A 14,176-nucleotide genomic window follows, 5' to 3' on the forward strand; every position below is an offset into this window, starting at 1 on the left:
GGTCGTTGCCCTGCGCACGGGCGNAGCGCCACCACAGACCCGGTTGCCATGCGCGGCTGGAGGGAGTTTTCAGACGCACCACAAAGCCGTTCGACGGCTTCATGGCGAACATTGACCGGTCCACCTTGTCGATATCGGCCACCTCGGCCAGCACCGCGCCGGAACTGTCACTCAGGGCGGTTTCGGTCAGGATGAGTTCACGCGAAGTGGCGCGCCACATCAACTGCGCCATCCAGACCGCGGCCACGCCCAGCATCACGAGGAACAGCAGCCACAGGATCTCGGCCGGCGGCTCGACCACGGCGAGCCAGAGCAGCAGTAGTCCCAGAAGGCCAAGCGTGCCGGTGCCGAAGATGCGCCGTCCCGGCGTTGCCCGGATGCGCAGCAGCTCGGCGCCGCCAGCAGATTTGTCGATATCGTCCATGGTCAGCCCCCCACGGGTCCGGACCGTCTCAGTTCCGGCGGGAATCGCGCGGATAGACGCCCAGGATCTCCAGTTTGTCGGTGAAATACTCCAGCTCCTCGAGCGCGAGGCGCACGCCGGGATCGTCCGGGTGGCCCTCGATGTCCGCGTAGAACTGAGTTGCAGTGAACGATCCGCTGACCATGTAGCTTTCCAGCTTGGTCATGTTCACGCCGTTGGTGGCAAAGCCACCCATCGCCTTGTAAAGCGCCGCCGGAATGTTGCGCACCTGGAAGATGAAGGTGGTCATCATGCCATGATCGCCGCGGCGGCCGTGGTCGGCATCCTTCCCCATCACGAGGAACCGCGTGGTGTTGTGCGCGTGATCCTCGATATGCCGCGCCAGCAGCTCGAGCCCGTAGATCTCGGCCGCGAGATCCGAGGCGAGCACGCCACAGGTTCTGTCCCCGGTGCGGGACAGTTCGGCGGCAGCGCCGGCACTGTCGGCATAGGGCTCACCCTTGATGCCATATTTCGACAGGAAGCTCGCCGCCTGCGGCAGCAGCACGAGATGCGCGCGCACCTTTTTCAGCTCTTCGAGCGTCACGCCCGGCAGCGCCATGAGGCTGATGTGCACCCGCACGAAGGCTTCGCCAAGGATCTTCAGACCGCTTTCGGGCAGCAGCCGGTGAATGTCGGCCACACGCCCGTAAGTGGTGTTCTCGACCGGCAGCATGGCCAGCTCGGCCCGCCCGGTACGCACCGCCTCGATCACCTCCTCGAAGGTGCGGCAGGGCAGCGCCTCCATGTCGGGGCGCGCGTCGCGGCAGGCCTCATGGGAATAGGCGCCGAGTTCGCCCTGGAATGCGATGCGATTTGTCATGTGCGGCCTTTTGTCTTCATCTTTTGATGGCATTCCCGTGCGAAAGGTCTTTGCGCATCTGGTCGCGGCTTCTATACCTTGCCAGAACGGTTTGGAAACCCTAGACACCCGCGGGGGTGTAGAGGAAGCACCCTATATTGATGTCGTCAAGGGCAAGGGACGCCCAGCGGCATCGCAACATGTGAGGGAGGTCATGCATGTTTGACACGATGACAATCACCAAGGCGGTTGGTGGCGCATGCGGCGCCCTGCTGATCTACCTGCTTGGCGGCTGGGTTGGCGACACCCTCTACAGCACCGGTGGTGGCGGTCACGGCGAAGAGCATGCGGCGGCCTATGTCATCGACACCGGGTCCTCGGGCGAGGAAGAGCCCGCAGAGGAAGTCGATTTCGAGACCCTCTTCGCATCCGCCGATGCCGGCGCGGGCGAGCGCCAGTTCAACAAGTGCCGCGCCTGCCACAAGCTCGACGGCACCAACGCCACCGGCCCGCACCTCGACGGCGTCGTCGGTCGCGAGATCGACTCCGTCGACGGCTTCGCCTATTCCGGCGCGCTGGAACAGGTCGGCGATGTCTGGACCCCGGAAAACCTCTTTGCCTTCCTCGAAAGCCCGCGCAGCGCGGCGCCCGGCACGATCATGAGCTTCTCCGGCCTCAGCGGCGCCGAGGACCGGGTGAACCTGATCGCCTATCTTGAGACCTTCGGCGGCTGACACCGCCCTGCCCCACAGGGCAGACCATGGACAGGAAAGGGCCGCGCATTGCCGCGGCCCTTTTTCATATCTCCCCGTCACGCAGAACCAATATGCCTGCCCCGGGTGCGCGCTGGCTCGCCGCCACCCGGCCAAATCGCAGGCTCATCACGCAAACTCTAGCAATGACCGCTTGAATGTGGCCGCCGCGCTCTCTTAGCTTAGATGAATCTATAGAATAATGCGCCATTGCTGCCAGAACGGTCGCAACGCCAAGGGGAGAGCACATGATCCGGACGACGCCGCGCGCCGCCAACACCCGACCCGCCCGCTTCATCGGTTCCGCGCTACTTGCCCTGGGCATTGCAATGGCCCCCGCAGCCCATGCCCAGGATGACGAGAAGATCATCACCTCCCACGGCGTGTCGTCCTTCGGGGAGCTGAAATACCCCGAGGGGTTTGAGCATTGGGAGTACGTCAATCCCGACGCCCCCAAGGGCGGCGAGATGTCGACCTGGGCCTTCGGCACCTTCGACAGCCTGACGCCCTTCATTCTCAAGGGCAACGCGGCGGCCATGTCCGCCGTCTTCTACGACAGCCTGTTGACCGGCAACCTCGACGAGCCCGACTCCATGTACGGCCTTGTCGCCGAAAGCGTCGAATACCCCGAAAGTCGCGAGTGGATCACCTTCCACATGCGTCCCGAGGCGATGTTCCGCGATGGCACGCCGGTTACCGCCGATGACGTCGTATTCTCGTTCGAGACCCTGCGCGACAAGGGCCGCCCCGCTTTCCGGGTGCAGTTTCAGGACATCACCAGCGCTGAGGCGATCGACGAACACACCGTGAAGTTCACCTTCAATCCCGAAGGCCCCCTGCGCGAGCTGCTGATGACCGCCGGCGGCCTGCCGATCTTTTCCAAGGCCTATTACGAGAACCGCGATTTCGCCGAAAGCTCGCTCGAGCCCCCCATGGGGTCCGGCCCGTTCGAGCTTTTGTCCGTGGATCCGGGCCGATCGGTCGCCTACAAGCGCCGCGATGACTACTGGGCCAAGGATCTCCCGGTGAACGTGGGCGAGAACAACTTCGACGTGCTGCGGGTGGAATACTTCGCCGACTACACCACCGCCTTCGAGGCGTTCAAGGCGGGCGCCTACACCTACCGTGAGGAATACCAGTCGCGCATTTGGGCCACAGGCTACAACTTCCCGGCCATCGCAGACGGGCACGTGGTCGTGGAAACCCTGCCTGACGGGCGCCCGGCGGGCACGCAGGGGTTCTTCTTCAACCTGCGCCGCGACAAGTTCCAGGATGCCCGGGTGCGCGAGGCCATCGGCATGGCCTTCAACTTCGAATGGGCGAACGAAAGCTTGTTCTACGGTCTTTACGAACGCACCGACAGCTTCTGGGAAAATTCGGACACCCTGCAAGCCACCGGTACGCCTTCTGAGGCCGAGTTGGAGCTGCTCGAGCCGATCCGCGAGTTCATCCCGGAAACTGTCTTCACCGAAGAGGCGTTCTCGCCGGCGCAATCCTCGCCCGACGACCTTGCAGACCGCCGCGCCCTGCGTGCAGCGGGCAGGCTTCTGACCGACGCAGGCTGGGAGGTTGCCGATGACGGTTTCCGCTACAAGGACGGCCAGCGGCTGACCATCGAGGTACTCAACGACAGCCCGTCCTTTGACCGCATCGTCAATCCCTACATCGACAACCTCAAGCGCCTTGGCATCGAGGCCACCGCCAACCGCGTCGACGCCGCCGAGGCGCAGGAGCGCGAGAAGAACTTTGAGTACGACATCGTCACCCAGCGCTTTGCCATGAGCCAGACCCCCGGGGACGAGCTGCGGTCCGTCTTCGGCTCGGAAACTGCCGAGGTCCCGGGGTCTGCCAATGTGGCGGGCCTTGCCAACGAAGGCGTCGACCAGCTGATCCGCGCCATTGCCGACGCCGAAAGCCGTGATGAGCTGGTGACCGCCGTGCATGCGCTCGACCGGGTGCTGCGGGCCATGCACATCTGGGTGCCGCAGTGGTACAAGGGCGTTCACAGCGTCGCCTACCGCGACGTGTACGAACGCCCCTACGAAGACACGCCCCCGCCCTACGGGCTTGGCGAGATGTCAATCTGGTGGTGGAACGAAGACCGCGCGACCGAACTTCGCGCCGCAGGAGCGCTGTAACCCCATATGGGCGCCTACATCCTAAGACGACTGCTGCTCATCATCCCCACGCTTCTGGGGATCATGGTCATCAACTTTGCCCTCGTCCAATTCGTGCCCGGCGGCCCCATCGAGCAGATCATCGCCGAGGTCCAGGGCCAGGGCGACGTGTTCCAGGGCATCGCCGGGGGCGGCGGTGAAGTCGCCGGTGGCGGTTCGGACGAATACGCCGGCGCCCGCGGGCTGCCGCCCGATTTCATCGAGGAACTCGAGCGCGAGTTCGGCTTTGACAAGCCCCCGCTTGAGCGGTTCCTGAGCATGATGTGGAACTACATGCGGCTAGATTTCGGCGACAGCTACTTCCGTTCGATTTCAGTCATCGATCTGGTGCTGGAAAAGATGCCGGTGTCGATCTCGCTTGGCCTGTGGTCGACGCTGATCGCCTACATCATCTCGATCCCGCTGGGCATCCGCAAGGCGGTCAAGGACGGCAGCTCCTTCGATACATGGACCTCGGGCGCGATCATCGTGGCCTACGCCATCCCCGGCTTCCTCTTCGCGATCCTGCTGCTGGTGCTGTTCGCAGGCGGGTCCTACTGGCAGATCTTTCCGCTGCGGGGCCTCACCTCGGACAACTTTGCGCAGCTGAGCTGGCCCGCCAAGATCGCCGACTATTTCTGGCACATCGCACTGCCGGTTTTCGCCTCGACCATTTCGGCCTTCGCTACCCTGACGCTGCTGACCAAGAACAGTTTCCTCGACGAGATCAAGAAACATTACGTCATGACTGCCCGCGCAAAGGGCCTGACGGAGGGCCGCGTCCTTTATGGCCACATCTTCCGCAACGCCATGCTGATCGTCATCGCGGGCTTCCCGGCGGTCTTCATCGGGGTGTTCTTTTCCGGCAGCCTCATCATCGAGACGATCTTCTCGCTCGACGGGCTGGGGCGGCTTGGCTTTGAAGCGGCGGTGGCCCGCGATTACCCCGTGATCTTTGGCACGCTGTTCATCTTCGGCCTGATCGGTCTGGTCGTCGGCATCATCTCCGACATGTGCTACGTGCTTGTCGATCCGCGCATCGACTTCGAGAAACGGGAGGGCTGAGATGTCTTACGAGCCCGATCCCCAGGCCCCTGCATCGCAGGGCGTCCGCCCCGAACCATCCCCGGCGGCCCCCGTGGCGCCGCAGCCCAAACCCGGCCGCTTTGCCCTGTCGCCGCTGAACAAGCGGCGCTGGCGGAACTTCCGCAAGAACGGCCGTGCCTTCTGGTCGCTGATCATCTTCACGGTGGTCTTCACCCTGTCGCTGTTCGCCGAGTTCATCGCCAACGACAAGCCAATCCTCGTGAACTATCGCGGCGAATACCGCATGCCGATCTTCACCTTCTACCCCGAGACGGAGTTTGGCGGAGACTTCCGCACCGAGGCCGTCTATCGCGACCCCGAGGTCCGCTGCCTGATCCGCACCGGTGGGCTCGACACCTGTTTCGACGACCCCGAGGGGCTGATCGAGACCGTGGACGCGGGCGGCACCCCAGATGGCGATTTCGCCGAAGGCTGGATGATCTGGCCGCCGATCCCCTACAGCTACCAGACCCCGGTGGACCGCCCCGGCGCGGCCCCCCTTCCCCCGAACGGCCAGAACTGGCTGGGCACCGACGACACGAAACGCGATGTCGCGGCGCGGGTGATCTATGGCTTCCGCCTGTCGATCCTGTTCACGCTGATCGTGACGGTCTGCGCCTCGGTCATCGGCATCATCGCGGGCGCGCTTCAGGGCTATTTCGGAGGCTGGCTCGATCTCATCTTCCAGCGCGTGATCGAGATCTGGTCGGCGACGCCGTCGCTTTACATCATCATTATCCTCTTCGCCATCTTGGGGCGAAGTTTCTGGCTATTGGTCTTCCTCACCATTGCATTCGGCTGGACGGCCCTCGTGGGCGTGGTCCGGGCGGAATTCTTGCGCGCGCGCAATCTTGAATACGTGCGCGCAGCCAAGGCGCTTGGGGTCGGCAACATCACCATCATGTTCCGCCACATGCTGCCCAACGCCATGGTGGCAACACTGACCATGCTGCCCTTCATCGTCACCGGCACGATCTCGACCCTCGCGGGGCTCGATTTCCTCGGCTTCGGCCTACCGTCCTCGGCCCCGTCGCTGGGCGAGCTAACCCTGCAGGCGAAACAGAACCTTCAGGCGCCGTGGCTGGCTTTCACTGCCTTCACCGTCTTCGCCCTCATGCTGTCGCTGCTGGTCTTCATCTTCGAAGGCGTGCGCGATGCCTTCGACCCGAGAAAGACGTTCTCATGACCATCCTCGACGTTAACGGCCTCAAGGTCAGCTTCCGCCAGGACGGGCAGGTCAGCCAGGCTGTCAAGGGCGTGAGCTTTTCCATCGAAGAGGGCGAGACTGTCGCCCTCGTGGGCGAAAGCGGTTCGGGCAAGTCGGTGACCGCGCTGTCAACCGTGTCCCTACTGGGGGATGCCGCGATGGTCGAAGGGTCGGTTCGGTACAAGGGACAGGAGATGATCGGCGCGCAGGACAAGCTTCTGCGGAAGGTGCGCGGCAACGACATCAGCTTCATCTTTCAGGAGCCGATGACATCGCTCAACCCGCTGCACACGCTGGAAAAGCAGCTGGGCGAAAGCCTCGCGCTGCACCAGGGGCTGACCGGCGATGCGGCGCGGGCGCGCATTCTGGACCTGCTGCACAAGGTCGGCATCCGCGACCCTGAAAGCCGCCTCTCGGCCTACCCCCACCAGCTGTCCGGCGGGCAGCGCCAGCGGGTCATGATCGCCATGGCGCTGGCCAACGGGCCAGAGCTGCTCATCGCGGACGAGCCGACCACCGCTCTCGACGTGACGATCCAGGCCCAGATCCTCGAGCTGCTGGCCGAGCTGAAAGAGGCCGAAGGCATGAGCCTTCTGTTCATCACCCATGACCTCACCATCGTGCGCAAATTCGCCGACAAGGTCTGCGTGATGAAGAACGGCGAGATCGTCGAACATGGCCGCACGTCCGAGATCTTTGCCGACCCGCAGCATCCCTACACGCAAATGCTTCTGTCGGCAGAAAGCACCGGTCTGCCCGATCCGGTAGCGCCGGGCGCCGAGGAGATTGCTCGCGCCGACGGGCTCCGCATCTGGTTCCCGATCCAGAAGGGCTTCATGAAAAAGACCGTGGGGCACGTGAAGGCGGTGAACGACGCCAGCTTCTCGGTCCGCGCTGGCGAAACCGTGGGCATCGTCGGCGAATCCGGGTCAGGCAAGACCACGCTGGCGCTTGCGGTGATGCGGCTCATCGGCTCGGAAGGCGGGATCACCTATCGCGGGCAGGATGTGCGCGGCTGGTCCACCCGGCGGCTGCGCAAGCTGCGCTCGGAGATCCAGATCGTGTTCCAGGACCCGTTCGGTTCACTCTCGCCGCGCATGACCTGCGAGCAGATCATCGCGGAGGGGCTCGGGGTGCACGGATCGCCTGACGGCAAGCCCAAGGACCAGGCGGTGGACGAGGTGATGCGCGAGGTGGGGCTCGACCCTGCTACCAAGCACCGCTACCCGCACGAATTCTCGGGCGGTCAGCGCCAGCGCATCGCCATTGCGCGCGCCATGGTACTGCGTCCGAAACTGGTGGTTCTGGACGAGCCGACCTCGGCGCTGGACATGACGGTGCAGGTGCAGATCGTCGACCTTCTTCGCGAGCTTCAGCGCAAATACGACCTCGCCTTCCTGTTCATCAGTCACGACCTCAAGGTGGTGCGGGCCATGTCGCACAAGGTGATCGTGATGAAACAGGGCGACGTGGTCGAGATGGGCGAAGCGTCCGAGATCTTTGCGGCGCCCAAGACCGAGTACACGCAAAAGCTCTTTGCCGCGGCATTCGACCTGGCGGGCTGACCTCCGGGCCGGCGCAGCGCCAAAAATCTTGCCAAGATTTTTGGGCCCCCGCGCTGTGCCCGGCCCCCCCCGTTTCGCGGGTCGGAGCGTTCCAGGGGGTCCCCCGGATTATGGTTCTGCCGCCAGGCCCGGTGCCCCGGATCAGACCGCCGAGCTGTGCCTTGCCTTCGACATATCGTAAGCGTCGAACTCCCGCGCGATCATCCGCGTCAGGGGCCGGGCCGAGGCCGGAATGTAAAGCCCCTCCCCGGTGACCTCGAGCAGCCCTTCGAAGCGGGCATTGGTCCGGGCGTACAACGCCGCAAGCTCTGACGGGTCGGCACCGTAGTCGGCCACCAGCTCATCGCTGTGGATGCGGAAATCGCACATCAACATCTCGATCATGCGGGCGCGCAGCAGGTCGTCCCCTGCGAAGGCATGTCCGCGCGTCGTGGCAAAGCTGCCCTCGCGGATCGCCGCCGTGTAGGCGCTGGTGGCGGGGGCGTTCTGTGCGTAGCCCTGCGGGAAGCGTGAGATCGACGACGCGCCAAGCCCGATCAGCACCTCTGCGCCGTCATCCGTATAGCCTTGGAAGTTACGCCGCAGCCGCCCGGTCTTGCGCGCGATGGCAAGGCCATCGTCTGGGGCCGCGAAATGGTCGATGCCGATCTCGGCATAGCCATCCCAGGCGAAGAGCCGGCGCGCCGTTTCGAAAAGCTCGAGCCGCTCCGGCGGGGTCGGCAGCGCGTCCGAAGGGATCAGCTGCTGGCGCTTGGCCATCCACGGCACGTGCGCGTACCCATAAAGCGCCACGCGGTCCGGAGCGAAGGACAGCAGCTTCTGCACTGTCTCGGTGATCCGGGCCCGGGTCTGATGCGGCAGGCCGTAAAGAATGTCCGCGTTCAGGCTCGCCACGCCCCGGGCGCGGATCATCTCGACCGCGCGGCGGGTGATCTCGAACCCCTGCGGTCGGCCGATGGCCTCCTGGATCTGTTCATCGAAATCCTGCACGCCGATGGAAGCGCGGTTCATGCCGCCCCCCGCCAGCACATCGAGGCGCGCCTCGTCGATTTCGTTCGGGTCGATCTCGACCGAGAACTCGGCGCCCTCGGCGAAGGGGGCGACCTGCCGCACCTTGTCGATGAGGCCCTGCATCAGTTCGGGCGTCAGCAGTGTCGGGGTGCCCCCGCCCCAGTGCAGCCTCGACAGCCGGGTGCCGGCGGGCAGGTGCGTCGCCAGCATGTCGAGTTCGGCCTTCAGGGTTTCGACGTAGGCTGCCACTGGAGACATGGTTGCCGTGCCCTGCGTGCGGCAGGCACAGAACCAGCAGAGCTTGCGGCAAAACGGCACATGAAGGTAGAGCGAGATCGTCCCGTTTTCGGGCAAACCCCTTATCCAGCTTGCGAAATCACCGCCAGTCACCGCCGCGCCGAAATGCGGCGCCGTGGGATAGCTGGTGTATCTGGGTACCTTCGCATCGAAAAGACCAAGGCGGGAGAGTTGTGTTCGCGTGTTCATGCGCATACAATTATAAAGGTAATCGGACCGCGACCTTGACCCAGATCAAGAGAACTTCCGGAAGGCCGATCCTGTCGGCAGCATAGCGACAAATGGTGAAGTCATGTTAAACGAGCGCACCGGCGTCCCCCCCCATGATTGCGAAGAGTGCCCCATTCGCCATCGTGCCGTCTGTGCCCGGTGCGAATCGGATGAGCTCGAACAGCTCGACGGAATCAAGTATTATCGCAAGTACGAGGCCGGCCAGACGGTCATCTGGTCGGGAGACCGCATGGATTTCGTCGGCTCGGTGGTGTCGGGGATCGCCTCCCTGACCCAGACCATGGAAGACGGGCGCACCCAGATGGTTGGCCTTCTGCTGCCATCGGATTTCGTCGGACGCCCGGGTCGCGCCACCGCCGCCTATGACGTGGTGGCCACCACGGACATTGTCATGTGCTGCTTCCGCAAGGCACCCTTCGAGGAGATGATGGTGCGCACGCCGCATATCGCTCAGCGCCTGCTCGAGATGACGCTGGACGAGCTTGATGCCGCCCGCGAATGGATGCTGGTGTTGGGCCGCAAAACCGCGCGCGAGAAGATCGCGTCGCTGCTGTCGATCATCGCCCGCCGCGACGCATCGGTGAACGCCCGTCCTGACAAGAGCGAGATCGTTTTCGACCTGCCGCTGACCCGTGAGGCCATGGCCGACTACCTCGGGCTGACGCTGGAAACCGTAAGCCGGCAGATCTCGGCCTTGCGCAAGGACGGGGTGATCGCGCTCGAGGGCAAGCGTCATGTGACCGTCCCCGACATGACCCGGCTTCTCGAGGAAGCTGGGGATGATGCGGATGGCGGCGTGTTCGCCTGAGGATCAGGTGACGTGATCGGCTGCGGCTCTGACCGCCGGGCCTTTTCCGTCCATGGCTTTTGATCGACCTGGTCGCTTGGCCACGCCCGGCTGTCTCCGCCCACGATCTTTGATCTTGGCCGATTCCGTGACCCAAAGGCTCGGGTCGTCAGGCAGGCCGAGGTCGGGGCGGTGAATTGCCCCTCAGATCAGACCTCGAACACCGTTTCAAACCCGCCATAGATCATCCGCTTGCCATCGAAGGGCATGGTCATTTGCTGCCAGCGCTCGTCGGTTTCCATTGAGGCCATGCAGGTGTCGGCAGTCGCCTTATCCGGCCACATCACCGAGGAAAACACCACCACCTCGCCCTCTTCGCGCTTCACCGCCATGGGGAAAGAGGTGACCTCGCCATCGGGCACGTCGGCCTGCCAGCCTTCGGTCATGCCAAGGGCTCCGTAATCCTTGAAGAGCGGCCAAGCAGCATTGGCGCTGTCGATATAGGCCTGCTTGTTGGCCACGGGCACCGGCGTCAGGAAACCGAAAACATAGCTCATCTCGAGTCCTTTCTAAGGATTGTTCCGTATCAGCGGGAATGATAAGTTGATATCAACATGAATCCGGAAACCGATCCAGACCTTTCTTTCGCGACCACGCTCGAGGTGAGGGACCGATGCCTCTGCCTGCAGGCGCAGCGCTCGGCCCGGGCGCTGGCGCGGCGGTTTGATGCGGTTCTGAAACCACTGGGGCTGACAAACGGGCAGTTCTCAATCCTGATGTCACTGAACCGGCCCGAGCCGCCACGGATCTCGGATCTTGCGCCCTTCCTGGCCATGGACCGCACCACGCTGACCGCCGCTTTCAAGGTATTGCAGCGGCGCGGCCTCGTGATTGCCGCCCCAGACCCCGACGATGGCCGCAACCGTCGGCTTGTGCTCAGCGATGAGGGGCGCGCCCTGCTGGTGCGCGCGGTGCCGCTGTGGCGGGCCGAGCATGACAGGCTGGATGCGGAGCTGGCGCAGATCGATCCGGCGGCGGTGCGCGCGGCGCTGGCGATCATCGGCAGCAGCGGCTGACATGACAAAGGGGCGGCACCATCGGCACCGCCCCTGACTGGCCGTCTCTCCTTTCGGCGCCCTGCCCTAGTGGGCGAGGAACACCGGCACCTCGGCCTGTTCCAACATGTTCCGCGTCGCGCCCCCGAGGATCGCCTCACGGAAGCGCGAATGCCCGTAGGCCCCCATCACCACCATGTCGGCATCCACATCCTGCACGTGGCGGCGCAGCACGTCCGAAACCTGGGGCAGCGTCTTGGTCAGCACGTCCACCTCGGGCTTCACCCCGTGGCGGGCAAGGAACTGCGACAGCGCGCCGCCCGGGTCGGACCGGGTTGGCCCGTGCTGCGGCGGGTCGATCACCGCCACGTGGACATAATCCGCGCCCATGAGCAGGGGCATCGCCGCGCGGACGGACCGCAGCGCCTCGTTGCTTTCGTTCCAGCCGATGACCACCCGCGACGGGCGGGGATTGACCGCTTCGGGGGCGATCAGCACCGGGCACTGCCCCTCGAAGAGCGCGCCTTCAGTCACAGGCTCAAGCTCAACGCAGTGTTCGGGGCCATAGGGGCGTGGCAGCACCACCATGTCCGTAAAGCGCGCCCGCGCGGCCACGTGACGGCCCACGTCCGCAAGCTGCGCCACGCCTTCCTCAAGCGCCCAGCGCACGTCGGTTTCGGCCAGGATCTTGCGTGAGACAGCGGCCAGCCCGGCGGCTTCGCTGGTGGCGCGGGCGATCGTTTCCTGCAGGATCATCGCGTCGGCGCCGGCGTAGTAATAGCCGGTCTGGGTGCGATCGACCCCGAAACAGAGCACATCAAGGTGCGCGTCCCAGGCCTTGGCCACCTCGGCCGCGCGAAGGATCGTGCCGCGGGCCTGCGCCTCGTCAGTCACGACCGTGAGTATCGTCTTGTAGCCCATGGCATGGCCTCCTCGGGTTGGTCTGCGCCGCCGGCCCATAGGGCCCGGCAATGCGTCTGCAATGACCATGAGGCAGTCGGGGTGTGAAAGCCTTGATGCAGATCAAGGATCGCACTGCCGTGAACCATCATTAAGCGGTCAGTCAGAAAAGCGCTCGTGCGCGACGAATCGCGCGAGTCAGACGAAGGGACGAAATATGATAAATTATATCAAGCTCCTCGTGCTTGCCGTGATCGCCGTCTTCGCGCTGATCGCCGCAAACTACGCACGGGACGTGGCTTACATGGTCCACGCCATACTCATCTTCGTGGTGGCGTCGGGACTCTTCCTGTGGGTGCTGCGCCAGACCGACGAGACGGTGCCCGTAAAGGTGCTGCAGACCTCCTACATGGACGGCCCGGTGCGCGCGGGCGTCATCGCCACCGCAGGCTGGGGCGTGGTCGGCTTCCTCGCAGGGACTTTCATCGCGGCGCAGCTTGCCTTCCCGGCGCTGAACTTCGACTGGGCCCACGGCTACATGAACTTCGGCCGCCTGCGCCCGCTGCACACCTCGGCTGTGATCTTCGCCTTCGGGGGCAACGCGCTGATCGCGACCTCGTTCTACGTCGTGCAACGCACCAGCGCGGCGCGGCTCTGGGGCGGCAACGCAGCTTGGTTCGTGTTCTGGGGCTACAACCTCTTCATCGTCCTTGCTGCCACCGGCTACGTACTGGGCGGCACCCAGTCCAAGGAATACGCCGAGCCCGAATGGTACGTTGACCTGTGGCTCACCATCGTCTGGCTTGTCTACCTTGCGGTCTTTGTCGGCACGATCGTGAAACGCAAAGAGCCGCACATCTACGTGGCCAACTGGTTCTACCTCAGCTTCATCATCACCGTCGCCTTGCTGCACGTGTTCAACAACCTCAGCATTCCGGTCAGCATCTGGGGCTCCAAGTCCGTGCAGGTGTTCTCGGGCGTGCAGGATGCCATGACGCAATGGTGGTACGGCCACAACGCCGTGGGCTTCTTCCTGACAGCGGGCTTCCTGGGAATGATGTACTACTTCATCCCTAAACAGGCCGACCGTCCGGTGTTTTCCTACAAGCTGTCGATCATCCACTTCTGGGCGCTGATCTTCATCTACATCTGGGCGGGTCCGCACCACCTGCATTACACCGCCCTGCCCGACTGGGCCTCGACCCTCGGGATGGTGTTCTCGATCGTGCTGTGGATGCCCAGCTGGGGCGGCATGATCAACGGCCTGATGACCCTTTCGGGCGCCTGGGACAAGCTGCGCACCGACCCCATCCTGCGGATGCTGGTGATCTCGGTCGGCTTCTACGGCATGTCCACCTTCGAAGGCCCGATGATGTCGATCCGCGCAGTGAACTCGCTGTCGCACTACACCGACTGGACCATCGGTCACGTCCACTCCGGCGCGCTTGGCTGGAACGGCATGATCACCTTCGGCGCGCTTTACTTCCTCGTGCCGAAACTGTGGAACCGTCAGAACCTCTACTCCCTGAGCCTCGTCTCCTGGCACTTCTGGCTCGCCACCATCGGCATCGTTCTCTACGCGGCGTCCATGTGGGTGACCGGCATCATGGAGGGCCTGATGTGGCGTGAAGTGGATGCCAACGGCTTCCTGGTGAACAGCTTCGCCGACACCGTGAGCGCCAAGTTCCCCATGTACGTCGTGCGTGCCCTTGGCGGTCTGCTCTACGTCGCTGGCGGGATCATCATGTGCTACAATCTGTGGATGACCGTGAAACGCGCACCGGCTCTCGAAGCCGCCGCCGCCACGGCCCATGCCACGCCGGCCGAATAAGGAGGGCCGCAGCAATGGCAACCAACGACAAGA

General features: G+C 64.0%; 12 protein-coding genes. 8 read left to right on the forward strand and 4 right to left on the reverse strand.

Going from position 1 to position 14,176, the window contains the following annotated elements; genetic code table 11:
• Positions 1-452: 452 nt before the first annotated feature.
• Positions 453-1,286 carry a prephenate dehydratase gene (locus IEX41_RS16420; RefSeq protein ID WP_188791360.1) on the reverse strand — a complete coding sequence of 278 codons (834 nt, stop codon included), beginning with the start codon at positions 1,284-1,286 and terminating at the stop codon, positions 453-455.
• Between the two features lie 197 nt (positions 1,287-1,483).
• On the opposite strand from IEX41_RS16420, the gene IEX41_RS16425 reads away from it, so the two are divergent.
• The 5 genes from IEX41_RS16425 (at position 1,484) to IEX41_RS16445 (ending at position 8,031) form a co-directional block, all read left to right on the forward strand.
• Complete coding sequence (locus IEX41_RS16425) at positions 1,484-1,999, forward strand: c-type cytochrome (protein ID WP_188791361.1); 516 nt, start codon at positions 1,484-1,486, stop codon at positions 1,997-1,999.
• A gap of 266 nt (positions 2,000-2,265) precedes the next feature.
• The gene (locus tag IEX41_RS16430) at positions 2,266-4,155 is read left to right on the forward strand and encodes an extracellular solute-binding protein (RefSeq protein ID WP_188791362.1); all 1,890 of its coding nucleotides are present in this window, start codon (positions 2,266-2,268) and stop codon (positions 4,153-4,155) included.
• Between the two features lie 6 nt (positions 4,156-4,161).
• Positions 4,162-5,238, forward strand: coding sequence for a microcin C ABC transporter permease YejB (locus IEX41_RS16435; RefSeq protein ID WP_188791363.1), 1,077 nt, complete (start codon positions 4,162-4,164; stop codon positions 5,236-5,238).
• 1 nt (position 5,239) lies between these two features.
• Positions 5,240-6,445 (forward strand): ABC transporter permease, encoded by a 1,206-nt coding sequence (locus tag IEX41_RS16440; protein ID WP_188791364.1) that lies wholly within the window; start codon positions 5,240-5,242, stop codon positions 6,443-6,445.
• Positions 6,442-8,031 carry an ABC transporter ATP-binding protein gene (locus IEX41_RS16445; protein ID WP_188791365.1) on the forward strand — a complete coding sequence of 530 codons (1,590 nt, stop codon included), beginning with the start codon at positions 6,442-6,444 and terminating at the stop codon, positions 8,029-8,031. Before IEX41_RS16440 ends, IEX41_RS16445 begins: the two co-directional genes overlap by 4 nt.
• Positions 8,032-8,172: 141 nt before the next feature.
• Here IEX41_RS16445 and hemN read toward each other — a convergent pair whose 3' ends face one another.
• Complete coding sequence (gene hemN / locus IEX41_RS16450) at positions 8,173-9,528, reverse strand: oxygen-independent coproporphyrinogen III oxidase (RefSeq protein ID WP_188791366.1); 1,356 nt, start codon at positions 9,526-9,528, stop codon at positions 8,173-8,175.
• 103 nt (positions 9,529-9,631) lie between these two features.
• Between hemN and fnrL the strand changes: the two genes are divergently transcribed.
• Positions 9,632-10,378, forward strand: a complete 747-nt coding sequence (fnrL, locus tag IEX41_RS16455; RefSeq protein ID WP_188791367.1) for a transcriptional regulator FnrL — start codon at positions 9,632-9,634, stop codon at positions 10,376-10,378.
• Between the two features lie 188 nt (positions 10,379-10,566).
• On the opposite strand, the gene IEX41_RS16460 is transcribed toward fnrL, so the two are convergent.
• Complete coding sequence (locus IEX41_RS16460) at positions 10,567-10,914, reverse strand: DUF1428 domain-containing protein (RefSeq protein ID WP_188791368.1); 348 nt, start codon at positions 10,912-10,914, stop codon at positions 10,567-10,569.
• Between the two features lie 57 nt (positions 10,915-10,971).
• Here IEX41_RS16460 and IEX41_RS16465 point away from each other — a divergent pair, with 57 nt between their 5' ends.
• A complete protein-coding gene (locus tag IEX41_RS16465; RefSeq protein WP_188791369.1) occupies positions 10,972-11,433 on the forward strand; it encodes a MarR family winged helix-turn-helix transcriptional regulator in 462 nt (153 codons plus the stop codon).
• A gap of 66 nt (positions 11,434-11,499) precedes the next feature.
• Here IEX41_RS16465 and IEX41_RS16470 read toward each other — a convergent pair whose 3' ends face one another.
• Positions 11,500-12,333 carry a universal stress protein gene (locus IEX41_RS16470; RefSeq protein ID WP_188791370.1) on the reverse strand — a complete coding sequence of 278 codons (834 nt, stop codon included), beginning with the start codon at positions 12,331-12,333 and terminating at the stop codon, positions 11,500-11,502.
• 196 nt (positions 12,334-12,529) lie between these two features.
• On the opposite strand from IEX41_RS16470, the gene ccoN reads away from it, so the two are divergent.
• Positions 12,530-14,143 (forward strand): cytochrome-c oxidase, cbb3-type subunit I, encoded by a 1,614-nt coding sequence (gene ccoN, locus IEX41_RS16475; RefSeq protein ID WP_188791371.1) that lies wholly within the window; start codon positions 12,530-12,532, stop codon positions 14,141-14,143.
• Positions 14,144-14,176: the final 33 nt, after the last annotated feature.

This window comes from Salipiger pallidus, from assembly GCF_014643635.1.
In the GTDB taxonomy this organism is placed as follows: domain Bacteria; phylum Pseudomonadota; class Alphaproteobacteria; order Rhodobacterales; family Rhodobacteraceae; genus Salipiger; species Salipiger pallidus.